General features: G+C 72.2%; 20 protein-coding genes and 1 riboswitch. Of the genes, 13 read left to right on the top strand and 7 right to left on the bottom strand.

Annotation, left to right across the window (positions count from 1 at the left end; genetic code table 11):
- Positions 1-10 precede the first annotated feature (10 nt).
- Positions 11-1,039: a CBM35 domain-containing protein gene (locus OHA81_RS17615; protein ID WP_329197083.1), complete on the top strand. Its 1,029-nt coding sequence runs from the start codon at positions 11-13 to the stop codon at positions 1,037-1,039.
- A gap of 7 nt (positions 1,040-1,046) precedes the next feature.
- On the opposite strand, the gene OHA81_RS17620 is transcribed toward OHA81_RS17615, so the two are convergent.
- The 3 genes from OHA81_RS17620 to OHA81_RS17630 all read right to left on the bottom strand — a co-directional run bounded on the left by OHA81_RS17620 (position 1,047) and on the right by OHA81_RS17630 (position 4,158).
- The gene (locus tag OHA81_RS17620) at positions 1,047-1,973 is read right to left on the bottom strand and encodes a 1-phosphofructokinase family hexose kinase (RefSeq protein ID WP_329197085.1); all 927 of its coding nucleotides are present in this window, start codon (positions 1,971-1,973) and stop codon (positions 1,047-1,049) included.
- A 101-nt stretch (positions 1,974-2,074) separates the two neighbouring features.
- Positions 2,075-3,226: an N-acetylglucosamine-6-phosphate deacetylase gene (nagA, locus tag OHA81_RS17625; RefSeq protein WP_329197087.1), complete on the bottom strand. Its 1,152-nt coding sequence runs from the start codon at positions 3,224-3,226 to the stop codon at positions 2,075-2,077.
- A complete protein-coding gene (locus OHA81_RS17630; RefSeq protein ID WP_329202350.1) occupies positions 3,226-4,158 on the bottom strand; it encodes an ROK family protein in 933 nt (310 codons plus the stop codon). Before OHA81_RS17630 ends, nagA begins: the two co-directional genes overlap by 1 nt.
- Before the next feature lie 209 nt (positions 4,159-4,367).
- Here OHA81_RS17630 and OHA81_RS17635 point away from each other — a divergent pair, with 209 nt between their 5' ends.
- The 3 genes from OHA81_RS17635 (at position 4,368) to otsB (ending at position 6,868) form a co-directional block, all read left to right on the top strand.
- On the top strand, positions 4,368-5,672 hold the full coding sequence (locus tag OHA81_RS17635) for an extracellular solute-binding protein (RefSeq protein ID WP_329197089.1): 1,305 nt from the start codon (positions 4,368-4,370) through the stop codon (positions 5,670-5,672).
- Positions 5,673-5,746: 74 nt separating this feature from the next.
- The gene (locus tag OHA81_RS17640; protein ID WP_329197090.1) at positions 5,747-5,983 is read left to right on the top strand and encodes a DUF3263 domain-containing protein; all 237 of its coding nucleotides are present in this window, start codon (positions 5,747-5,749) and stop codon (positions 5,981-5,983) included.
- 33 nt (positions 5,984-6,016) lie between these two features.
- Positions 6,017-6,868 (top strand): trehalose-phosphatase, encoded by an 852-nt coding sequence (gene otsB / locus OHA81_RS17645; RefSeq protein WP_329197092.1) that lies wholly within the window; start codon positions 6,017-6,019, stop codon positions 6,866-6,868.
- Between the two features lie 519 nt (positions 6,869-7,387).
- Here otsB and OHA81_RS17650 read toward each other — a convergent pair.
- Together OHA81_RS17650 and OHA81_RS17655 are read right to left on the bottom strand one after the other, a co-directional pair.
- On the bottom strand, positions 7,388-8,824 hold the full coding sequence (locus OHA81_RS17650; protein ID WP_329197094.1) for an alpha,alpha-trehalose-phosphate synthase (UDP-forming): 1,437 nt from the start codon (positions 8,822-8,824) through the stop codon (positions 7,388-7,390).
- A gap of 71 nt (positions 8,825-8,895) precedes the next feature.
- The gene (locus tag OHA81_RS17655) at positions 8,896-9,846 is read right to left on the bottom strand and encodes a glucosyl-3-phosphoglycerate synthase (protein ID WP_329202352.1); all 951 of its coding nucleotides are present in this window, start codon (positions 9,844-9,846) and stop codon (positions 8,896-8,898) included.
- Positions 9,847-10,053: 207 nt separating this feature from the next.
- Positions 10,054-10,211, top strand: a riboswitch (SAM riboswitch).
- 17 nt (positions 10,212-10,228) lie between these two features.
- Between OHA81_RS17655 and thrC the strand changes: the two genes are divergently transcribed.
- From thrC to OHA81_RS17685, 6 genes are all read left to right on the top strand, one after another.
- Positions 10,229-11,524: a threonine synthase gene (gene thrC, locus OHA81_RS17660; RefSeq protein ID WP_329197096.1), complete on the top strand. Its 1,296-nt coding sequence runs from the start codon at positions 10,229-10,231 to the stop codon at positions 11,522-11,524.
- Between the two features lie 42 nt (positions 11,525-11,566).
- Positions 11,567-11,845 carry a MoaD/ThiS family protein gene (locus OHA81_RS17665; RefSeq protein ID WP_329197098.1) on the top strand — a complete coding sequence of 93 codons (279 nt, stop codon included), beginning with the start codon at positions 11,567-11,569 and terminating at the stop codon, positions 11,843-11,845.
- A gap of 407 nt (positions 11,846-12,252) precedes the next feature.
- Positions 12,253-12,459 (top strand): cold-shock protein, encoded by a 207-nt coding sequence (locus OHA81_RS17670; RefSeq protein ID WP_030009783.1) that lies wholly within the window; start codon positions 12,253-12,255, stop codon positions 12,457-12,459.
- A gap of 338 nt (positions 12,460-12,797) precedes the next feature.
- Positions 12,798-14,420 carry a chaperonin GroEL gene (gene groL, locus OHA81_RS17675; RefSeq protein ID WP_190187179.1) on the top strand — a complete coding sequence of 541 codons (1,623 nt, stop codon included), beginning with the start codon at positions 12,798-12,800 and terminating at the stop codon, positions 14,418-14,420.
- 247 nt (positions 14,421-14,667) lie between these two features.
- A complete protein-coding gene (locus tag OHA81_RS17680) occupies positions 14,668-15,294 on the top strand; it encodes a phosphoribosylanthranilate isomerase (RefSeq protein WP_329197100.1) in 627 nt (208 codons plus the stop codon).
- A 70-nt stretch (positions 15,295-15,364) separates the two neighbouring features.
- Entirely contained in the window at positions 15,365-16,108 is a 744-nt protein-coding gene (locus OHA81_RS17685) for a beta-glucanase (RefSeq protein WP_329197102.1), read from the top strand.
- 12 nt (positions 16,109-16,120) lie between these two features.
- Here OHA81_RS17685 and OHA81_RS17690 read toward each other — a convergent pair whose 3' ends face one another.
- The gene (locus tag OHA81_RS17690) at positions 16,121-17,038 is read right to left on the bottom strand and encodes a DUF4436 family protein (RefSeq protein WP_329197104.1); all 918 of its coding nucleotides are present in this window, start codon (positions 17,036-17,038) and stop codon (positions 16,121-16,123) included.
- A gap of 200 nt (positions 17,039-17,238) precedes the next feature.
- Between OHA81_RS17690 and OHA81_RS17695 the strand changes: the two genes are divergently transcribed.
- Both OHA81_RS17695 and OHA81_RS17700 read left to right on the top strand, forming a co-directional pair.
- Entirely contained in the window at positions 17,239-18,798 is a 1,560-nt protein-coding gene (locus OHA81_RS17695) for an alpha/beta fold hydrolase (RefSeq protein ID WP_329197106.1), read from the top strand.
- A 12-nt stretch (positions 18,799-18,810) separates the two neighbouring features.
- Positions 18,811-20,400 (top strand): alpha/beta hydrolase, encoded by a 1,590-nt coding sequence (locus OHA81_RS17700; protein ID WP_329197107.1) that lies wholly within the window; start codon positions 18,811-18,813, stop codon positions 20,398-20,400.
- Positions 20,401-20,419: 19 nt separating this feature from the next.
- Here the strand turns inward: OHA81_RS17700 and OHA81_RS17705 are convergent, their stop codons facing one another.
- A complete protein-coding gene (locus OHA81_RS17705) occupies positions 20,420-20,890 on the bottom strand; it encodes a hypothetical protein (RefSeq protein WP_329197110.1) in 471 nt (156 codons plus the stop codon).
- A gap of 144 nt (positions 20,891-21,034) precedes the next feature.
- Between OHA81_RS17705 and OHA81_RS17710 the strand changes: the two genes are divergently transcribed.
- Positions 21,035-21,445 (top strand): nuclear transport factor 2 family protein, encoded by a 411-nt coding sequence (locus OHA81_RS17710; RefSeq protein ID WP_329197112.1) that lies wholly within the window; start codon positions 21,035-21,037, stop codon positions 21,443-21,445.
- The last annotated feature ends 9 nt before the right edge of the window (positions 21,446-21,454 follow it).

Genomic DNA, 21,454 nt, shown 5'->3' on the forward strand with positions numbered 1-21,454 from the left:
GTGACCTGCGATGACGACGCCCGCGAACAGCGGTCCGCACGGCGGGGCGAACCAGCCCGAGGACGAAGATCCGTTCGGCTACCTCTACGCGGACGGGCAGGCTGCCGGTGCCACCCCGCCCGGGTCCGGCGGTGGGTACGGATATCCCGGCCCCGCGGCCGGTGGGCAGGCCGGCGCACAGCCGGGTGTGCCCCGTACCTCGTACAACCAGGTGCGCACGGTCGGCGACCGGCGCGGCCAGCGCGGTGCCGTCCCGTACCAGCCGGGACCGGCGCAGCAGGGCCAGCCGCAGGGCCAACAGGGCTACCAGGCCCAGTACCAGGCCCCCGAGGCGCTCCAGGCCGGTGGCTACGGCGTGCCGCAGCAGCAGGCGCACACCCAGGCGCTCCCCGGCAACGTCGGGCACGGTGGCGGCGGGTCGAGCCGTCGCGGCCTGCTCATCGCCGCGGTCGCGGTGGTCGTCGCCGTCGCCATCGGCATCGGCGCGGCCCTGGCCTTCGGCGACAAGGGCAAGGACAAGGACAAGAACCAGGCGAACGGCCAGGGCCAGCAGTCGGGCGCGCCGCAGAACAACTCCCCGAGCCCGCAGCCGAGCGGCTCCCCGGAGCCCTCGGAGGGCCCGCTGCCCAAGGCGGACGCCTCGGGCGCGGGCATGACCCTGACGGGCGGTGCGGCGCTGACGAGCACGGTGCCCGGTGCGAAGAGCGCGGGCGGCCAGTACGTCGGCAACTTCAACCAGCCGGGTGCGGCGCTGACCTGGAGCCTGGACGTGGCCAAGGCGGGCCAGTACGCCGTCTACATCAGCTACAACGTCCCCGGCAAGGACGCCAACACCACGCTCACGGTCAACGGCGACAAGCAGGAACGTCCGATAAACATGAAGAACTTCGCCAAGGCCAAGCCCGGCGAGTGGGACAAGTGGACGTACACGTACTCGCTGGTGGACCTGAAGAAGGGTCCCAACACCGTCAAGATGTCGTGCGAGACGGGCAACCAGTGCGAGATCATCATCGACCAGCTCTGGCTGCAGAAGCCGTAGCGGGCCGCTACCCGGCCTGACCGGTCGTCACCTTCACCGACCCCCGTACCTCTTCGTAGGTGCGGGGGTCGAACTCTCCCGCCGCCGGGGCGTGCACGGTGGCCGCGGAGAGGGCGACGGCGCGGGCCAGGCGGGCGGGCCAGTCCAGGCCCTCGGTCAGTGCCGAGAGCAGCCCCGCGACGGCGGAGTCACCGGCTCCGGTGGGGTTGCCGCTCAGCGGGCGGGGCGGAGCGGCCTGCCAGGTGCCGTCGGCGGTGGCGGCGAGCAGGCCGGCCGGGCCGAGGGAGGTGACCACCGCGTGGGCGCCGCGGCGGCGGGCGTCGCGGGTGGCGGGCAGCGGGTCGCGGGAGCCGGTCAGTTCGGCCAGCTCGGCGGCGTTCGGCTTGATCATCTCGGGGCGGGCGGCGACGCCCCTGCGCAGTGCCTCGCCGCTGGTGTCCAGCAGCACGGGGACCCCGGCGGCCCGGGCGGTGCGCACCAGTACGGCGTACGCGCCCACCGGCACGCCCGGCGGCAGGCTCCCGCACAGCGCGACCGCGCGGGCCCCGGCCAGGAGTTCCTCGTAGCGGGTCAGGAAACGGGCCCATTCCGCGGGAGTGATCTGCGGGCCCGGCTCGTTGAACTGGGTGGTGTCGCCCGAGGCTCCGTCGACGACGGCCAGGGTGCGCCGGGTGGTGCCCGAGCAGGAGACCAGGGCGTCCGTCACGCCGGGGTCGGCGGCCAGCAGTTCCCGTACGACCGCGCCCACCGCCCCGCCCGCGAAGCCGGTCGCCGTGACCTGGTGGCCGAGTGCGGCGAGCACGCGGGCGACGTTGACGCCCTTGCCGCCGGGCCGTTCGGTCGCGCCGGTGACCCGGTGCGAGGTGTGCGGGAGCAGCCGCGGCACCCGGTAGGTGACGTCGAGCGCGGCGTTGAGGGTCACGGTGAGGATCATGGTCAGCCCCGGTCTTGGTGTGTGCCGGGATCATGCCAAACCGCGGGCCGTCCGCCCAGTCCGCGGGGCGACGGCCCGTCACCGTCCAGCCGATCGGCTTCTCAGACCCCGGGGTTGACGATCCATTCGCCGCGCCGCATGACGCCCTTGAGGTCGAAGGCGGCGTCCAGTACGACGAGGTCGGCGTACTTGCCGGGTTCCAGCGAGCCGATCTGGTCGTACAGGCCGATCAGCTTGGCGGGGTTGGCGGAGATCGCCTGGACCACCGACTCGACGGGCAGCTCGTCGACGGTCACCGCGCGCTTGAAGGCGGTGTCCAGGGTCAGCGTGGAGCCGGCGATCGAGCCGCCCTCCACGAGGCGGGCGACGCCGTCCTTGACCTCGACCTCCAGTGGCCCGAGGTGGTAGGTGCCGTCGCCGAAGCCGGCCGCGTCCATCGCGTCGGTGATCAGCGCGACCCGGTGGGCGCCCGCGTGGTGGAAGGCCAGTTCCAGCATCGCCGGGTGCAGGTGCGTGCCGTCGTTGATCAGCTCGACGGTGACCCGCTCGTCCTCCAGCAGCGCGGCGATCGGGCCGGGTGCGCGGTGTTCGAGGCCCGGCATCGCGTTGTAGAGGTGGGTGGCGACGGTGGCGCCCGCGTCGATGGCGCGGCGGGTCTGGTCGTAGGTGGCGTCGGTGTGGCCGATCGCGGCGATGACCCCGTGCTCGGCCAGCAGCCTTACGGAGTCCAGGCCGCCGGGCAGTTCGGTGGCGAGGGTGACCATCCGGGCGGCGCCGTGCGCGGCGTCGACCAGCTTGCGGACCTCGGCCGGGTCGGGGTCGCGCAGCAGGTCGGCCTTGTGGGCGCCCTTGCGGCAGGCGTTGATGAAGGGCCCCTCGAAGTGGATGCCCGCGATCTCGCCCTGCTGCGTCAGCTCCGCGAGGAGCCCGGCGCGGCGGGCGAGTTCGTCCAGTTCGCCGGTGACGGTGGAGGCGATGAGGGTGGTCGTGCCGTGCGCGCGGTGGGTCCGTACGCCCTTGAGGACCTCCTCGGCGGTGCCGGAGGTGAAGGAGGCGCCGCCGCCGCCGTGGTTGTGCATGTCCACGAAGCCGGGGACGATCCAGTGCCCGCTGAGGTCGGCCACGGGCGTGCCCGGGGAGGCGCTGCCCGCGATCCGCTCGCCGTCGACGATGACGCGGCCGCCCGCCACGGTCCCGGTGGGCAGCACCACCCTGGCACCGGACAGAACAGTGCTCTGTGTGCTTGCGGCCATCAGGCAGGTACCTCCGTGGCGAGTAGGTCCCAGGCGAGCAACCCTGCGCCCAGGCATCCGGCGGTGTCCCCGAGGGCCGCCGGAACGATCTCGGGCAGCCGCTGGAACGTCACGCGCTCCTCGACGGCCGTCCGAAGTGGTGTGAACAAGGTTTCCCCCGCCTCCGCGAGGCCGCCACCGATGATCACCGTGCGCGGGTCGAGCAGGGTGATCGCGGTGACCAGCCCGTCGGCGAGGGCGCCGATGGCGGCCAGCCACACCTCCCGGGCGCGGAGGTCGCCGGATTCGACGGCCTTGGCGCAGTGCGCGGCGTCGGCGTCGGGGTCGCCGCTGGCGGCGGCCCAGGCGCGGCTGACTGCGGACGCGGAGGCGAGGGTCTCCAGGCAGCCGTGCTGGCCGCAGCCGCAGGCCGGTCCGCCGGGGCGGACCACGATGTGGCCGATCTCGCCCGCGTAGCCGTGGGCGCCGGCCTCGATGCGGCCACCCAGGCCGATGGCGCCGGCGATGCCGGTGCCGAGCGGGACGAACAGGAACCGGTCGGCGTCCCGGCCGGCGCCGATGCGGCCTTCGGCGAGGCCGCCCGTGCGCACGTCGTGCCCGAGGGCCACCGGGATGCCGCCGAGGCGCTCGCTGAGCAGCGCGCGCATCGGTACGTCGCGCCAGCCCAGGTTCGCCGCGTAGACGGCGGTCCCGTTCTCGGCGTCGACGATGCCGGGTACGGCGACGCCGACGGCCGAGGCGGCCCGGCCGAAGCGCTCGCGGCCCAGGGCGAGGAGTTCGGCGGCGAAGCCGAGGATCGTCTCGACGACGGCTTCCGGGCCCCGCTCGCGGCCGGTGGCGCGGCGCGCCTCGTGCAGCAGGGAGCCGTCCCCGGCGATGAGGGCGGCCTTCATCCCGGTGCCGCCCACATCGAGGGCGATGACGTGTTTCACGGGTTTCACAGACGACAGTCTCGCGTGCTCGGGAGGCAAAGGTCTAGTCCATTGGGAGGAATGTTGAGCGGCCATACAAATCCGGGAGCCCGCTCCGGCAACGGTCCGGACACGGTCCGCACGGGCGGCGCGTTCCGGATGTGAAGCAGCCCGAAAGTGGTGTAGACCTTACGACGAATAGTAGGTACGACAAGGGGTGGATCAGAACTGTGAAGGGCCGTTACCTGAGCCTGGCCGCGACCGGGGCCGCGCTCTGCCTGACCGCCGTGACCCTGACGGGCTGCGGAACCGTGCAGGGCCTCACCGGGAACAACGAGGTGACCCTGCGGGTCGTGGCGGCCGACTACGGCGACAATCCGCAGAACTCCTCCGCCACCTACTGGAAGGACCTCGCGAGCTCCTTCGAGAGGACCCACCCCGGGGTCAACGTCGAGGTCAGCGTCTACTCCTGGACCGAGGTCGACGCCAAGGTCGCCGAGATGGTCAAGGCGCACAAGGCCCCCGACATCGCGCAGATCGGCGCGTACGCCGACTACGCGGGAGCCGGCAAGCTCTACTCCGCCGAGGAACTGCTCTCCGTCCAGACCGAGGCCGACTTCCTCGCGCCGCTCGCCGACGCCGGCAAGGTCGGGCAGACCCAGTACGGCATGCCCTTCGTGGCCAGCACCCGGCTGCTCTTCTACAACGAGAAGCTGCTCGGCGACGCCGGTGTCATACCCAAGGACGCCAAGGGCGGCTGGCAGCCCAAGAGCTGGGCGGACCTGGAGGCGGCCGCCAAGAAGCTCAAGGCCGCCGGTGTGCAGACGCCCTTCGCGCTGCCGCTCGGCCGGGAAGAGGCGCAGGCCGAGACGATGATGTGGATGCTGGCGGGCGGTGGCGGTTACACCGACAACGAAGACAGCTACGAGATCGACTCCGCGGACAACGTCAAGACCTTCGAGTTCCTGCGCGACAGGATGGTCGGCCAGGGCCTCACCGGCCCCGTCGAGCCGGGCAAGCTCGACCGGCAGGCGGCCTTCGACGCCTTCGCGCGCGGCGAGGTCGGCATGCTCAACGGGCACCCGACCCTGCTCAAGCAGGCCGGCGGCAAGGGGATCAAGTACGGGATGGTGCCGATGCCGACGGCCGACGGCACCGATCACCCGACGATGGGCGTCGCCGACTGGGTCATGGCCTTCAAGAACGGCCACAAGGCGGAGACGGGCAAGTTCCTCGACTACCTGTACGAGGCGAAGAACGTGACGGCGTTCACGAGCAAGTACGACCTGCTGCCCGTGACCACCACCGGCTACCGGGCCATGGAAGCCGCCACCGGGGGCTCCGCGCCGCAGCTCAAGACCTTCCTGACGGCGCTGCCGACGGCGCGGCTGTACCCCGTGGGCAAGAAGTCGTGGGCCGGTGTGAGCGAGGACGTCAAGCAGAACATCGGCAAGGTGGTGCAACCGGGCGGCCGGCCGGAGAAGGTGCTCGGCGACATCGCGGAGTCCGCGCGCAAGGCCGACGGCGACCGCTGAGCGGGCGGGCCCGGCGGGGCGGGTGCCGTCGGGCCGCCCGGGGGCGTGTCGGTGGGCGGCGTTAATCTGGCCGTATGACGGACGACGGGCGATTGACGGCCGCCGAGGCCGCCGTGCTCGCGTACGAGGGACGAACCTGGTCCGGGCCCGGAGCCAAGGAACGGGCCATCCGGGAAGGGCTGGGGATGACCCCGGTCCGGTACTACCAGCTGCTCAACGCCCTGATGGACGACCCGCGGGCGCTGGAACACGCGCCGGGCACCGTCCACCGGCTCCGGCGGATCCGCGCGGCGCAGCGGGCCCGGCGATAGCAGTCGTACGACTGGACCGTTAGGGTCGTTCCCATGGGGAGCCATGCGCACGATACGCCGATGCCCGTGCCCGCCACCGCCGCCGGACGCGAGGGACTCGAAGCCCTCCTCCGTGCGCCGCGCCGATCCGTCGTAGCCCTCGACTTCGACGGCACCCTCGCCGAGATCGTTCCCGACCCCGACCAGGCGCGCGCCCACGCGGACGCCGTACCGGCGCTGTCCGCGCTCGCGCCCGAGGTGCTGTCCGTGGCCGTCGTCACCGGCCGGCCGGCCGGGGTCGCCGTGCGGCACGGCGGGTTCGCCGGGGTGCCGGGGCTGGAACACCTCGTCGTGCTCGGGCACTACGGGGCCGAGCGGTGGGACGCGGTGAGCGGGCTCGTCCACGCGCCCGCCGAGCACCCGGGGGTGGCGGCCGTACGGGCCGAGCTGCCGGGGTTCCTGGAGTCGATCGGGGCGTGGCGGGGGACCTGGATCGAGGAGAAGGGCCGGGCGCTGGCCGTCCACACCCGGCGGGCGGAGGATCCGGAGGCGGCGTTCGAGGCGCTGCGGGAGCCGCTGGCGGAGCTGGCGGCGCGGCACGGGCTGATGGTGGAGCCGGGGCGGGCGGTGCTGGAGTTGCGGCCGCCGGGGATGGACAAGGGCGTCGCCCTGACGGAGTACCTGGAGGAGGTCGGGGCGGAGGCGGTGCTGTACGCGGGGGACGACCTGGGGGACCTCGCGGCCTATGCCGCTGTCGAGAAGCGGCGGGCGGAGGGGGTGCCGGGGCTGCTGGTCTGCAGCTCGTCGGAGGTCCCGGAGCTCGCCTCCCGGGCCGACCTGGTCCTCCCGGGGCCGGCGGAGGTCGCCGCGTTCCTGGCCACCCTGGCCGCCACCCTGCGGGGCTGACCGGGTCGGGCCGTTCAGCCTGGCCGGCGTTTGAGGTGTGGCCCCCGCGGGGCCGACCCGGTCGGGCTGATTCAGCCTCGCCGGCGTTTGAGGCGCGGGGTGCGGGGCGGAGCCCCGCAAGGCCCGGGCGCAGCCCGGGTTGCCGCTGCGCGGAGCCGTCCCCTACCCGCCCTTCCACCGTTCCCTGGGCTCTGCCCAGACCCGCGCCTCAAACGCCGGCGGGGCTGGGGTGTACCTGGGCTCCGCCCGGACGCGCGCCTCAAACGCCGGCGGGGCTGGGGGTGTACCTGGGCTCCGCCCGGACGCGCGCCTCAAACGCCGGCGGGGCTGGGGGTGTACCTGGGCTCTGCCCGGACGCGCGCCTCAAGCGCTGGCGGGGCTGGGGGTGTACCTGGGCTCCGCCCAGACCCGCGCCTCAAACGCCGGCGGGGCTGGAGGGGCGCCCGCGCCTCAAGCGCCGGCGGGGGTGGGGGGACGCCGCGGGGCTGGAGGCGTGGCGGAGGGGCGGTGGGGGAGGGGTCAGGGGGACTGGAGGGCGGAGAGTTGGGCCGTGAACCAGGTCGTCGGGGGGAGGGCGGTGGCGGCGGCCGAGAGGCGCTTCGTGCGCTCCGCCCGCTCGGCGTCCGGCATCGCCAGCGCCGCGTGCAACGCCGCCGCCGTCTCCGACACGTCGTACGGGTTCACCGTCAACGCGTCCGAGCGGAGCTCCTCGTACGCCCCCGCCCCCGTCGACAGCACCAGCGCGCAGCCCGCCTCCGACACCACCGGGATCTCCTTCGCCACCAGGTTCATCCCGTCCCGGACCGGGTTCACCAGGGCGACGTCCGCCATCCGGTACGCCGCCAGCGAGCGCGCGAAGTCGTCCTCCACCGAGACCAGCACCGGCTGCCAGTCCGCCGTCCCCAGCTCCGCGTTGATCTCCGCCGCCAGATCCCGGACCGCCGTCGTGTACTCCCGGTACACCGCCAGGTCCTGCCGTGAGGGGTACGCCGACGCCATGTGCACGACCCGCTCCCGCCACTCCGGGTGCGTCGTCAGCAGTTCCCGGTACGCCAGCAGGCCGCGCAGGATGTTCTTGGACAGCTCCGTCCGGTCCACCCGGACGATCGTCTTGCGGTCGCCGACCTCCGCCCGCAGCCCCGCCAGCTTGTCGTCGACCTCCGGCCGGTGCGCCAGCGCCCGCAGGTCGTCCCCGTCCACGCCCAGCGGGAACGCCCGGACCTCGGTCGTGCGCCGCGGCCACCCCGACTCCCGCCGGTGCTCCACGGTCCCCTCCCGGACCTCCTCCGCGCTGCCCTCGGCGCCGTCGAACGGCATCGCCGCCAGGAACGCCCGCGCCCATTCCCCGGTGTGGAAGCCCAGCAGGTCCGCCCCGAGCATGCCCCAGGTCAGCTCCTCCACGACGTACCGCGGCAGCATCCGCAGGACGTCGGGCGAGGCCCACGGGGTGTGCGTGAAGTGCGCGATGCGCAGGTCGGGCCGCAGGACGCGCAGCATCCCCGGCACCAGCGCCAGCTGGTAGTCCTGCACCAGCACCGCCGCGCCCTCGCCCGCCTCCGCCGCCAGCGCGTCCGCGAAGGCCCGGTTGTACAGGACGTACGCGTCCCAGCGCCGCCGGAACTCCGCGTCGAAGACCGGCTCGCGCGGGATGTCGTACAGGTGGTGGTGGGTGAACCAGAGCACCGAGTTCGCGATGCCGTTGTACGCGGCGTCGTAGACCGCGGGATCGATGTCCAGCATCCGGACACCCGGCTCGGAAACCCCCCGCCGCACCGCTTCCCGGTCGCCCTCCGACAGCGCCGCGCAGATCCACACCGCGTCCGGCTGCTCCGCGAGCGCCGCGGAGAGTCCGGAGACCAGACCGCCCCCGCCGCGCCGGGCGCTGAGGGTGCCGTCGGGGGCGTGGGCGTACGAGAGGGGGCCGCGGTTCGCGGCGACGAGTACCTGGGAAGCCATGCCGCGAACCTAACCCCGCCGCACCCGCCTCAAACCCGCCGCCGCGTCACGCCACGCGTCACGCCACGGCGTCAGGCCACGCGGCGCACCGCGTACTCCTCGATCTCCAGCATCGGCGGCCGCTCCTCGGTGTCCACGGCGTACGTCCGCGCCACGAAGCCCTGCGGGCCCCGCTCGAACTGGGTCAGCGCCGGCCGTACCAGGTGCCCGCGCGAGAGCCGCAGCTGCGCGGTGCGGTAGATCGCCGCGGCCATCCGGCCGAGCGCCTGCCCGTCCTGGTGGCGGTGCAGCCGTACGCCGACGTCGACCTGGGCCAGCGCGTCCAGCCCCACCGTGTGCAGCGCGTCCACCAGCAGGCCCAGTTCCACGCCGTAGCCGACGGGGAAGGGGAGGCGTTCCAGCAGGGAGCGCCGTGCGGCGTACTCGCCGCCCAGCGGCTGGACGAACCCGGCCAGCTGCGGCCAGTGCAGGTTCAGCAGCGGCCGGGCCACCAGCTCCGTGACGCGTCCGCCCTGGCCCGGCGCGTCGCCGAGCGGGCGGTCGTACATCGCCTTGACGAACTGCACGTCGGGTTCGGTCAGCAGCGGGCCGACCGTGCCGGAGACGAACGCGGAGGAGAAGTCCCGCAGGTCGGCGTCCACGAAGCAGACGATGTCGCCGGTGGTGGCGAGCAGCGAGCGCCACAGCACCTCGCCCTTGCCGGGCACCGCCGGCAGCCGCGGCAGGACCGCGTCGCGGTGCACCACGCGCGCGCCCGCCTTCGCGGCGACCTCCGCCGTACGGTCGCTCGACCCGGAGTCGACCACGACCAGCTCGTCCACCAAGGGGAACGGCAGCCCTTCGATCAGGTCGCGGCGGATCACCTCGACGATCGCGCCGACCGTGGCCTCCTCGTCGAGCGCGGGCAGCACCACGCTGACGGTGGCTCCCGACGCGCGCTTGCGCTCCAGCAGCCGGCCGAGCGGACGGTCGTCGGCCGACCAGGAGCGGTCGGCCAGCCAGCGCTCCACCTCTTCCAGCACTTCGGGCACTCCTGGGATCGATGCGTTCGGGGCGAACGGGTCGGCAGGCGGTTTCGGGCGAAATACGATCCATCTCGCCGTTCGGACGGCTGTCTCAACCACCCGGGCCTTCGGTTACAGTCTTGAACAACGCGAAGGACCACGGCATGCCGGGGTCCTCGTGCACAAACGCCCGGAGGCGCCGCAGAGCGCGCGCCGGTGCCATACCGCTCATCCAGAGGGGCAGAGGGACACGGCCCGTTGAAGCCCCGGCAACCCTCCAGTCGGTTCTCGCGATCGCGCACACAGCGACGTCAGCGAGGTCCCCGGCTAGGGAAGGTGCCAATTCCGTCTCATGGCGAAGTGCGCCATGGGGAAGATGAGGAGAAAGGGCCTCGCCATCATGGCTGCACAGACCGTCGCCACCTCTGCCGGATCCACCGGCGCCCCTGTCGATCTCGGACCCGCCACCGGCCTGTCCTGCCGCGAATGCGGAACCCGCTTCGCGCTCGGCCCGATCTTCGCCTGCGCCGAGTGTTTCGGACCGCTCGAAGTCGCGTACGACCTGCCGACCGGTGACCCGGAGGCGCTGCGCGCCGCGATCGAGGCGGGGCCCGACAACATCTGGCGTTACGCCCCGCTGCTGCCCGTCCCCGCGGACGTGGCCTCCAAGCCCAGCCTGAACCCGGGCTTCACCAAGCTGGTGGACGCGGCCAACCTGGCCAAGGAGCTCGGCGTCACCGGCAAGCTCTACGTCAAGGACGACTCCGGCAACCCGACGCACTCCTTCAAGGACCGTGTCGTCGCCATCGCCGTCGAGGCCGCCCGCGCGTTCGGCTACACCACGCTCTCCTGCTCCTCCACCGGCAACCTGGCCGGCGCCGTCGGCGCCGCGGCCGCCCGGGCCGGCTTCCGGTCCTGCGTGTTCATCCCGCACGACCTGGAGCAGGGCAAGGTCGTCATGGCCGGTGTCTACGGTGGCGACCTCGTCGGCATCGAGGGCAACTACGACGACGTCAACCGCTTCTGCTCGGAGCTCATCGGCGACCCGCTGGGCGAGGGCTGGGGCTTCGTCAACGTCAACCTGCGCCCGTACTACGGCGAGGGCTCCAAGACGCTGGCCTACGAGATCTGCGAGCAGCTCGGCTGGCAGCTGCCCGACCAGATCGTGATCCCCATCGCGTCGGGCTCGCAGCTGACGAAGATCGACAAGGGCCTCCAGGAGCTGATCAAGCTCGGGCTGGTCGAGGACAAGCCGTACAAGATCTTCGGCGCGCAGGCCGAGGGCTGCTCGCCCGTGTCGACCGCCTTCAAGGCCGGGCACGAGGTGGTCCGCCCGCAGAAGCCGAACACCATCGCCAAGTCCCTGGCGATCGGCAACCCGGCGGACGGCCCCTACGTCCTGGACATCGCCCGCCGCACCGGGGGTTACGTCGAGGACGTCAACGACGAGCAGGTCGTCGAGGCCATCAAGATCCTCGCGCGGGCCGAGGGCATCTTCGCCGAGACCGCGGGCGGGGTGACCGTCGGCGTGACGAAGAAGCTCATCGAGAACGGGCAGCTCGACCCCTCCCTGACCACGGTCGTCCTCAACACCGGTGACGGCCTCAAGACCCTGGAGGCGGTGGCCTCGGACAGCGGCCAGACCGCCACCATCCGCCCCAGCCTGGACGCGTTCCGCGCCGCCGGCCTGGCCTGAGGCACGACCCACCCCCACCGCTTCCGGAAAGGCAGCAGCGCCATGAGCGTCAACGTCCGCATCCCCACCATCCTGCGCACCTACACCGGCGGCCAGGCCGAGGTGCCCGCCGAGGGCGCGACCCTCTCCGAGGTCATCGAGTCCCTGGAGAAGAACCACCCGGGCATCGCGGCCCGCGTCCTGGACGACCAGGGCAAGCTGCGCCGCTTCGTGAACGTCTACGTCAACGACGACGACGTGCGCTTCGAGGGCGGCCTGCAGACGGCGACGCCGGACGGCGCCGGAGTGTCGATCATCCCGGCCGTGGCCGGCGGCTGCTGACACCGGGATTCCCGTTCCCGTCCCGTCCAGTCACACCTGAATTGCCCCCTCCGCTAAAAGTGGAGGGGGTAATTCTGCTTGATTGGGCGCGGTAGAGTTGGGGAAGTCCCCTCCGCTGTTCTTGCCCGCCGCATATGAGCGGGCCGCCGGAGGGTTGACATTGAGTCAACATGCGAGTCTGGTATGGGCCTTTGGTGCCGGATGTCGGGCCCGAGTTGCCCGGGAATATGCCTACTTTTCACGTGATTTCCATATTCCTTCTTGTCCAGAATTCTCGTCGGAATGACCTGTTGCAGACAGCACCGGTGCGGATACATTCAGCCGCGGTCGAGGCGTTCCGGCGCAAGTTCTGACCCGGGTCCGCGAAGTGCGGTCCTGCGCAAGGGCCAGTAATAGGGGAGTTAGGCATGGCTCAGGGCACCGTCAAGTGGTTCAACGCGGAGAAGGGCTACGGCTTCATCGCGGTCGACGGTGGTGCGGATGTGTTCGTCCACTACAGCGCCATCCAGATGGACGGGTACCGCACCCTTGAAGAGGGTCAGCGGGTCGAGTTCGAGATCTCGCAGGGCCAGAAGGGTCCTCAGGCGGACATGGTCAAGCTCGCACTCGGCTAACCCGGCGCGATCGACCACCGACGCAACAGGTCTACAGTCGCCGGACGCTCTGAGGCGTCAGGCGCACGAGGGGCCCACATCCCGGAGACGGGATGTGGGCCCCTCGTGCGTCCCGGGCGCGTCGTGGCCCGGCGTTGCCGAAGCCGCTTGCACTCGACGGGGTCGAGTGCTAATCATTGGCGTTAGCACTCTCCAGGTGAGAGTGCTACTGAAACGAGGACCGGGTCGGTGAGGCCCGAGGGTCCGGCGGGAAGGAACCGCCGGGCTCGCAGGCCGTCCGTCGCGGGCGCGGGCGCGGTCCAGGAGCAATCCACCCCAGTCCTGGAGGACCACTTCAGATGGCCAAGATCATTTCGTTCAACGAGGAGGCCCGGCGCGGTCTCGAGCGTGGCATGAACCAGCTCGCCGACGCCGTCAAGGTCACCCTTGGCCCCAAGGGTCGCAACGTCGTCCTTGAGAAGAAGTGGGGCGCCCCCACGATCACCAACGATGGTGTGTCCATCGCCAAGGAGATCGAGCTCGAGGACCCGTACGAGAAGATCGGCGCCGAGCTGGTCAAGGAAGTCGCCAAGAAGACGGACGACGTCGCGGGCGACGGTACGACCACCGCCACCGTGCTGGCCCAGGCGCTCGTCCGCGAGGGTCTGCGCAACGTGGCCGCCGGCGCCAACCCGATGGCCCTCAAGCGTGGTATCGAGAAGGCCGTCGAGGCCGTCTCCGCCGCCCTGCTCGCGCAGGCCAAGGATGTCGAGACCAAGGAGCAGATCGCTTCGACGGCCTCCATCTCCGCCGCCGACACCCAGATCGGCGAGCTCATCGCCGAGGCCATGGACAAGGTCGGCAAGGAAGGCGTCATCACCGTCGAGGAGTCCCAGACCTTCGGTCTGGAGCTCGAGCTCACCGAGGGCATGCGCTTCGACAAGGGCTACATCTCGGCGTACTTCGCCACCGACATGGAGCGTATGGAGGCGTCGCTCGACGACCCGTACATCCTGATCGTCAACTCCAAGATCGGCTCGGTCAAGGACCTGCTGCCGCTCCTGGAGAAGGTCATGCAGTCCGGCAAGCCGCTGCTGATCATCGCCGAGGACGTCGAGGGCGAGGCCCTGTCGACCCTGGTCGTCAACAAGATCCGCGGCACCTTCAAGTCCGTCGCCGTCAAGGCCCCGGGCTTCGGCGACCGCCGCAAGGCCATGCTCGGTGACATCGCCATCCTCACGGGCGGCACCGTCATCTCCGAGGAGGTCGGCCTCAAGCTGGAGAACGCCGGTCTCGACCTGCTCGGCCGCGCCCGCAAGGTCGTCATCACCAAGGACGAGACGACCATCGTCGACGGCGCCGGTGACAGCGACCAGGTCCAGGGCCGCGTCAACCAGATCCGCGCCGAGATCGAGAACTCCGACTCGGACTACGACCGCGAGAAGCTCCAGGAGCGCCTCGCGAAGCTGGCCGGCGGCGTGGCCGTCATCAAGGCCGGTGCCGCGACCGAGGTCGAGCTCAAGGAGCGCAAGCACCGCATCGAGGACGCCGTTCGCAACGCGAAGGCGGCCGTCGAAGAGGGCATCGTCGCCGGTGGTGGCGTGGCCCTGCTCCAGGCCTCCTCGGTCTTCGAGAAGCTGGAGCTCACCGGTGACGAGGCGACCGGCGCCAACGCCGTGAAGCTCGCGCTGGAGGCCCCGCTCAAGCAGATCGCCGTCAACGGTGGTCTCGAGGGTGGCGTCGTCGTCGAGAAGGTGCGCAACCTCCCGATCGGCCACGGCCTGAACGCCGCGACCGGCGAGTACGTCGACATGATCGCCGAGGGCATCATCGACCCGGCGAAGGTCACGCGCTCCGCGCTGCAGAACGCCGCGTCGATCGCCGCGCTGTTCCTGACCACCGAGGCCGTCATCGCCGACAAGCCCGAGAAGGCCGGCGCCGGTGCGCCGGGCGGCATGCCGGGCGGCGACATGGACTTCTGATCGGCCCCGACTGATCGGCAGTCCGCACCACGCTCCACGTTCCGAGGGCGGCACCCCACCAGGGGTGCCGCCCTCGGGCGTTCACGGCTGCCCGCGCCCTGGTACCCCGCCCTGGTACCCCGCCCTGGTGCCGCGCCCTCGCTGGCCGCGCTCCCCTTGCGCGCTCCGTTGCGCCCTGCCGCGCCCGTCCTTGCCCGGCACTCGGGACGGGACCGCATCCGTCGGGCCGGTCTGGTTGACTCGGGGTATGAGCGAGAGCAGCGGAGCCGGCGGGCCCTTCGTGAAGATCTGCGGGCTGCGGACCGGGCGGGACGTCGAGGTGGCCGTGGAGGCCGGGGCGGATGCCGTGGGGTTCGTCTTCGCCGCCGGGAGTCCGCGGACCGTCGACGCCGCCACCGTGCGGGGGCTCGTCGGGCGGGTGCCGGCGGGGGTGCTCACGGTCGGGGTGTTCCGCGGGCAGTCCGTGGCGGAAGTGCGGCGGCTGACGCTGGAGAGCGGGGTGCGCTCCGTGCAGCTCCACGGCGACGAGGGGCCCGAGTACTACGAGGAACTGCGCGCGCAGGGGCGGACGCTGATCCGCGCCACCGCCACCGCCGTCGCGGCCGCCGGGGAGTACGGCGAGGACCTGCTGCTGCTCGACGCCCCCGACCCCGGCTCCGGCAAGCCGTGGAACTGGGGCTCCGAGGAGTTCACCGCGCCGCGCGGCCGCTGGCTGCTGGCCGGGGGCCTCGACCCCGCCAACGTCCGGGCGGCCCTGGAGGCCACCGGCGCCTGGGGCGTGGACGTCTCCAGCGGAGTGGAGCGGGAGCGCGGAGTGAAGTCACCGGAGCTCATCCGCGCCTTCCTCGCGGCAGCACGCGACACCCGTAGCTGAACGCAACTCCCCGATTACCCAGGGCGATGAATCCGGCATGGCCCGCTCCGCCTGCGGGCAGACATTCCACATGAACACGGACCTGCTCGGCTGGCTGGGGCGCCTGACGTCCCGCCTCGCCCCGGGAGGCGGTGGCGGAGCGGCGGTGCCCGGACCCCGCCGCGCCCCCGTCTTCACCGCCGACTTCACCTCCGCCTCCCAGTGGGTGGCAGGCCGCTCCTGGGCGTATCCCGACGGCGGCCCCGTCAACCCCGGCGACAACAAGCTCGACCACCTCGTGGAAGACCCCGCCTACAGCCGCAGCGGCGTCTTCCGCGCCACCCGCCGCCCCGACGGCAACTGGGACACCGGCCTGCTCACCACCGAGGGCAGCGACGAGGGTTTCATGGTGCGCACCGGCGACGTACTGGAGGCGCGGGTGCGGCTCCCCGTGGAACTGGGGGCCTGGCCCGCGATCTGGACCTGGCGGGACGGCGGCCAGGAGATCGACGTCTTCGAGTACCACCCGGACAACCCCGACCTGCTCGAACTCTCCAACCACGTCCGCGAGGCGCACCGCTACCATCGCGACCCCTCGGTCCGGCCCGGCGCCTGGGTCGACCTGCGCGTGGAGTTCGGGCGCAACTCGGTCGTCTGGCGGGTCAACGGCGCCCGCGTCTTCTCCGACCGCCGGGGCGTGGGCCGCGGCTGGCGCGCGTACCTCATCGTCAACCTGTCGGTGTGCGCGGGCAATTACCACCCGGCGCCGGAGCCGGAGGTCAGCGAGATGTCCTACGAGGTCTCCGAGCTGCACGTGTACCGGGACGCTTCGTAGCGGCGCACCGCCTCAGCGGGTGGGCCCGGGGTCGTCCTCGGGCCGCAGGGCGGTGCGGACGCCGGTGACGACCACGGTGACCAGGCACAGGGCGATGACGGTCTCGGCCCACAGGAACGCGAACCAGTCCAGCACGCAGCCGATCGGGGGTGTGCCGGGGGCGGTGCCGCGGAACGCCGAGAGGGCGAACAGGGTGGCGGCCATCCAGGCGAGGGCGGGCCAGACCAGGCCGTTGCCGCGGGTCGTCAGGTACCAGGCGCCGAGGAGCACGGACGCCGCGAGCGCCCACATCACCACCATCATGAAGACCGCGAAGACGAGCACGCTGCCCGACCGGGACAGCCTCAGCGCCAGGGCGGCCTCCTGCCGGGAGGGCGCCGGCCGGGCGGAGGCGGAGAAGAGCGTGTCGTTGTTGGAGAACAGCAGGCGCACGGGCACCTGCTTGCCGCCCAGCTGCGCCCGGAACCCGATCACCGTCTCGTAGGTGTCGAACGGGTAGTCGCTGATCGACCCGCCCGTGAGCGCGACCTGAGTGTCCGTGGTCGCGAGCCGCTCGTGCGCCTTGAACTCCAGGTCTTCCTGGGTGGCGCCGGAGGTGGCCAGACTGAGGTCGGCCACCGGGGCGGCCCCCTCCGCCTCGCCGAGGTTCCCGCGGGGGGTGACCCAGACGCGCAGCACCAGCTCCCTGGCCTTGGCGTCGACGCTCTGGACGACTGCCTCCACGTCCACGCGGTCGGCGGCCGAGGAACCGACGGCGTGGACCGTGTCGACCGCCTGCCGCTCGGTGAACTGCAGCCACGAGCCCACGCCCACCGCCACCACGATCAGCACCGCGATGGGCAGCAGGACCGGCAGGAGCGACCCCCCGGAGCGGCGGGCGCGAGGCGGGTCCGGGGGTGGGCCGGGCGGCGTGTCCGAGGGTGGGGTCATGGTGGCTCCGGCGAGGTGGGCAGGGGCGCCCCATCGTGTCGGCGGCCCGGGGCCGAGGGCCGTGACCACTCCGCGTGCACCAGAACGCTTCACCCGGTAGCGTCGAAAACGCGCGCATTCCGGCCGGAACGTTCCCCACGAACCACCGCGGCCCCTCCCGTCAGTGGCGGCCGCCGATGTCGGCGAAGGAACGAGACCACATGCCACAGCACACCCTCCACGCGGTGACCGCCGCGGCCGCTCTGGCCTGCCTGGCAGCGTTCGGCCCCGTACCGGCCGGTGCCCCGGCGGCAGCCGCCCGCGCGACCGGGTCCGGCCCGACGCCCAGCACGGCAGCCCCCCGGTTCGTGCCCGGCGCCTGCCCGAAGACGCCCGAGCCCGTCGCCGCGCTGAGCAAGGCGCGCTGTGGCCTCCTGGAGGTCCCCGAGAACCGCTCCCGCCCCGGCGGCCGAACCATCAAGCTGGCCGTGGCGCGCATTGCGGCGGCCGCGCAGAAGCCCGCCGCGGACCCCGTGGTGTTCATGGCGGGCGGCCCCGGCGCCGACACCTTCGACGACATCGCCTTCCTCATCGACTCCGGCCTGAACAAGGACCGCGAGCTGATCGTCATGGCCCAGCGCGGCAACCTGTACGACCAGCCGAACCTCGCCTGCCCGGAGGTCGACCGGTTCAACGCGCAGGCCGTGGGCCTGGGCTACGACTCGCAGCAGGCGGAGCAGGTCATGCTGAAGGCGGTGAAGGACTGCCGGGCCCGTCTGACGGCCGCCGGCGTCGACCTGAGCGCCTACAACACCACCGAGAACGCCGCCGACTTCGCCGACCTGCGCACCGCGCTGGGCATCCCCCGGTGGAACGTCTACGGGTACTCCTACGGCAGCAACCTGGCCCTCACCTACCTGCGCCTGCACCCCGAGGGGATCCGCGCGGTGGCGATCGACTCGGTGACACCTCCCCAGGTCGTGACCCTGCCGTGGGCGTGGGGCAGCACCGCCGAGGGCATCCGCAACATCTTCGAGGCGTGCGCGGCACAGCCCGCATGCAAGGACCGCTACCCGGACCTCCCCCGCACGCTGACGGAGCAGGTGCGCAAGCTGGAGGCCCACCCCCTGACCCTGGACGTCGCGCCGCCGAACGGCGGGAAGCCGGTCAAGACCGTCCTCGACGGGGGCGCGCTGCTGAACCTGATCGTCGCCTTCACCCCCCGGCCCAAGGACCTCCCGGCGGCGCTCGACGAGCTCAGCCGCGGGAACCCCGAGCGCTTCGCCAAGGCCCGCGCGGCCGGCTCGGTCCAGCACGTCGGCATGTTCGCGCACGGCCTGACGAACTCGATAGCGTGCGCCGAGTGGGCGCCGGGCTACGCGGAACCCGACGTGCTCAAGGCGGGGCGCAAGGCCTTCCCCGGGTGGCCCGACACGGTCCTGGCCCAGGTGCCGCAACTGCCCTTCCAGTACCCGGTGTGCGGAATCTGGGACGTTGCGGACCGCGCGGAGGTCCAGCGGGTGCCCACGATCAGCCCGGTCCCGGCGCTCCTGGTCTCCGGCACGTTCGACGTGAAGACCGGGGCGAGCTGGGCGGAGGGCGTGGCCCGCAACCTGTCCCGCTCGACCGCCGTGCAGGTCCCCGGGATCGGCCACTGGGTGGTCCCGCAGTCCCCCTGCGCGCAGCGCGTGCTGGCCTCGTTCTTCGCCCGTCCGACCGCTCCCGACACCTCGTGCGTGGACGGTCTCGAACCCGAACCGTTCACGATCGTCCCGAAGTAACCGGGAGGGCAGATGACACGCCATCACACGCCCCGTCGGAGCACCGTGCGCATGGCGGCCGGTCTCCTCGTCGGCGGCCTGCTCGCAGCGCCCGCCCAGGCCCAGTCCCGCACCGGCACCAGCCCGAGCCCCAGCCCCGGGGCGCCGATCGGCACCGCCGCCCGCACGGTGGGCGACGCCCGCTACGAGCCGGGCCCCTGCCCCAGGACACCGGAACCGATCGAGGCGCTCAAGGGAGCCCGCTGCGGAACCCTCACCGTCCCCGAGAACCGGGCCGAGCCGAAGGGCAAGACGATCAGGCTCGGTGTCGCGATCGTCCCCGCCAAGTCCGCCACACCGAAACCCGACCCCATCGTGTGGCTGGCGGGCGGCCCCGGCGACGACGCGGTCGGCGAGGCGAAGATGGCGATCGACGGCGGCCTGAACCGCGACCGCGACGTGGTCTTCATGTCCCAGCGCGGTACGTACTCGGCCGAGCCGAACCTGCTGTGCCCCAACATCGACGAGTTCAACGCGAAAGCCGTCGGCCTCGTCTACGGCGCACCGTCCACCGAGCGCCTGCACGTCGCGGCCACGAAGGCCTGCCGCGACCGGTTGGCGGCCCGCGGCATCGACCTCGGCGCCTACAACGACACCGAGAGCGCCGCCGACTACGAGGACCTGCGCAACGCGCTCGGCGTCAAGCAGTGGAACCTGTACGGCATCTCCTACGGCACCCACCTGGCGCTCGTCTACATGCGCCTGCACCCGGCCGGGCTCCGCTCGGTGGGCCTCGACGGCATCCTGCCGCCCTCCAAGGGCGGCTCGGCCCTGACCTGGAGCAGCGCCCGGCAGGGCTTCGACGGCCTGTTCAAGGCATGTGCCGACCAGCCCGCCTGCAACAAGCGCTACCCGAACCTGTCGGCCACCTTCGACAAGCTGGTCCGCGACCTCGAAGCCAAGCCGGTCACGACCACCGTCACGCTCCCCGGCAGCGACAAGCCGGTGAAGGTCGTACTGGACGGCGGGGCGCTGGTGACCTGGATGACCTCCGCCACCCACGTGGCGCCCCAGGTCCCGATCGCACTGGACGAGCTGGCGCACGGCAAGCCCCAGCGGATCGCCACGCAGTGGGCGGGCGGCAAGCTCAGCCCGGCGGCCATGGGCAGGGTCGCGCACGGCCTCGGCTACGGCGTCTTCTGCAGCGAGTGGACGCCTTACGAGAGCCAGGAACAGGCGCTGCGGGGCGGACAGGCGGCGTTCCCGTCCTTCCCCCGGTCGGTGCAGGCCCAGGCCCCGCAGCTCGCCTTCCTGCGTCCTGACTGCGACGTCTGGAACGTCCCCGCGGCGGCGCCCTCGATCCGGGACGTCACGCGCGGCGACATCCCCACCCTCGCCCTGTCGGGCAGCTTCGACTCCCAGACCGGCGCGGACAACGGGCCGTACGTCGCCCGTACGCTGAGCAGGGCGAAGGTCGTCACCGTCCCCTACGAGCCGCACGTGGTGTTCGCGACCTCGAAGTGCGCCCAGGAGATCGCCGTCTCCTTCTTCGACGACCCGGCCGCACCGGAACCGGGATGCCTCAAGAGCCTCAAGCCGCCCGCGTTCGAGACCGGTTCCTGAGCGGGCGGCGACGGGTGCGTCAGCGCGGCAGGGAGTTCAGCAGGGCGGCGCCCCGCTCGGCGTCGTCCACGCTGACCGCGAAGTCCCTGCCCCGGGAGCGGACCACGAGGCAGGGGCCCCGTCGCACCATCACCGTCGTACCGAGCCCGCTGATGCGGTAACCCCAGCCGCCGACCTGCAGGGGCCTGCGCTCCTCCACGCGGGCCGGTGCCTCGAGGTCGGCGGGGGACCAGCGCCGCACGGGCCGCCCAATCGGTCCGTAGGCCACTTCCAGCGCCCGGCCGGTGATCCGCACGGTCACGGAGGCGAACACCAGGAGCAGCAGGGCCGACAGGAACAGCACCACCGCCGGGGCCCACACGGTGACCACCGGACCCACCAGCCCGACGACCGCGAGCCCGACCGCGATGAGGGCGAGGAACACGGCCGAGGCCTGCATCCACCGGTTCGCCGCGTGTGACCGCCACAGAACCTGTTCGCCCTGTGCCATGACGCCTCCAAGACCTGTCGCGGAGAGCCGTCCTCGGCTTCCCCCCTCCTCCAAGTCTCCACCCGCAGGCCCTCGCGCCCGCCCGCGTCTACGGTGGGAAGTGATCGAGTCGGGGTGTCGTCCCCGGAGCCTGGGAGGCCGGCGATGAGCGACGAACGTGACGTGTTCCTCGCATGGGCGCGGACCCGACTGCGGGACGCCGAGAACGCCTTGCACGACGGGGACGCCGGGCCGCGCTTCGCGATCTGGTCCCGCCGCGAGCCGGTCTCGGTGATGGGGGCCTGGAAGTCGGCCGTCGGGCACGAGCAGGTCGGCGCGCTCTTCCACGAGCTGGCCGAGTCGTTCTCGGACTGCACCTCCTACGAGCACGAGATCGTCGCGGCCGACGTGATCGGCGACATGGCTTACACCACCGGCTACGAACGCACCCGGGTCCGCGTCAACGGCGAGCCGCGCCGGTACGTCCTGCGGGCGACCCAGGTCTACCGCCGCGAGGACGGCGAGTGGAAGGTCTGCCACCGCCACGCGGACACGGTGGAGACCGACCAGAGCTGACCGGTCCGG

The organism is Streptomyces sp. NBC_00667, from assembly GCF_036226825.1.
Lineage (GTDB): Bacteria > Actinomycetota > Actinomycetes > Streptomycetales > Streptomycetaceae > Streptomyces.

Bases quoted from the DNA above. Each gene is read 5' to 3' on its own strand.
- thrC (WP_329197096.1), top strand. From the start codon at position 10,229: ATGGCTGCACAGACCGTCGCCACCTCTGCCGGATCCACCGGCGCCCCT.
- OHA81_RS17615 (WP_329197083.1), top strand. From the start codon at position 11: ATGACGACGCCCGCGAACAGCGGTCCGCACGGCGGGGCGAACCAGCCC.
- OHA81_RS17650 (WP_329197094.1), bottom strand. From the start codon at position 8,824: ATGGCTTCCCAGGTACTCGTCGCCGCGAACCGCGGCCCCCTCTCGTAC.
- otsB (WP_329197092.1), top strand. From the start codon at position 6,017: ATGGGGAGCCATGCGCACGATACGCCGATGCCCGTGCCCGCCACCGCC.
- OHA81_RS17710 (WP_329197112.1), top strand. From the start codon at position 21,035: ATGAGCGACGAACGTGACGTGTTCCTCGCATGGGCGCGGACCCGACTG.
- OHA81_RS17640 (WP_329197090.1), top strand. From the start codon at position 5,747: ATGACGGACGACGGGCGATTGACGGCCGCCGAGGCCGCCGTGCTCGCG.
- OHA81_RS17685 (WP_329197102.1), top strand. From the start codon at position 15,365: ATGAACACGGACCTGCTCGGCTGGCTGGGGCGCCTGACGTCCCGCCTC.
- OHA81_RS17620 (WP_329197085.1), bottom strand. From the start codon at position 1,973: ATGATCCTCACCGTGACCCTCAACGCCGCGCTCGACGTCACCTACCGG.
- OHA81_RS17665 (WP_329197098.1), top strand. From the start codon at position 11,567: ATGAGCGTCAACGTCCGCATCCCCACCATCCTGCGCACCTACACCGGC.
- OHA81_RS17695 (WP_329197106.1), top strand. From the start codon at position 17,239: ATGCCACAGCACACCCTCCACGCGGTGACCGCCGCGGCCGCTCTGGCC.
- OHA81_RS17705 (WP_329197110.1), bottom strand. From the start codon at position 20,890: ATGGCACAGGGCGAACAGGTTCTGTGGCGGTCACACGCGGCGAACCGG.
- OHA81_RS17670 (WP_030009783.1), top strand. From the start codon at position 12,253: ATGGCTCAGGGCACCGTCAAGTGGTTCAACGCGGAGAAGGGCTACGGC.
- OHA81_RS17690 (WP_329197104.1), bottom strand. From the start codon at position 17,038: ATGACCCCACCCTCGGACACGCCGCCCGGCCCACCCCCGGACCCGCCT.
- OHA81_RS17680 (WP_329197100.1), top strand. From the start codon at position 14,668: ATGAGCGAGAGCAGCGGAGCCGGCGGGCCCTTCGTGAAGATCTGCGGG.
- nagA (WP_329197087.1), bottom strand. From the start codon at position 3,226: ATGGCCGCAAGCACACAGAGCACTGTTCTGTCCGGTGCCAGGGTGGTG.
- OHA81_RS17700 (WP_329197107.1), top strand. From the start codon at position 18,811: ATGACACGCCATCACACGCCCCGTCGGAGCACCGTGCGCATGGCGGCC.
- groL (WP_190187179.1), top strand. From the start codon at position 12,798: ATGGCCAAGATCATTTCGTTCAACGAGGAGGCCCGGCGCGGTCTCGAG.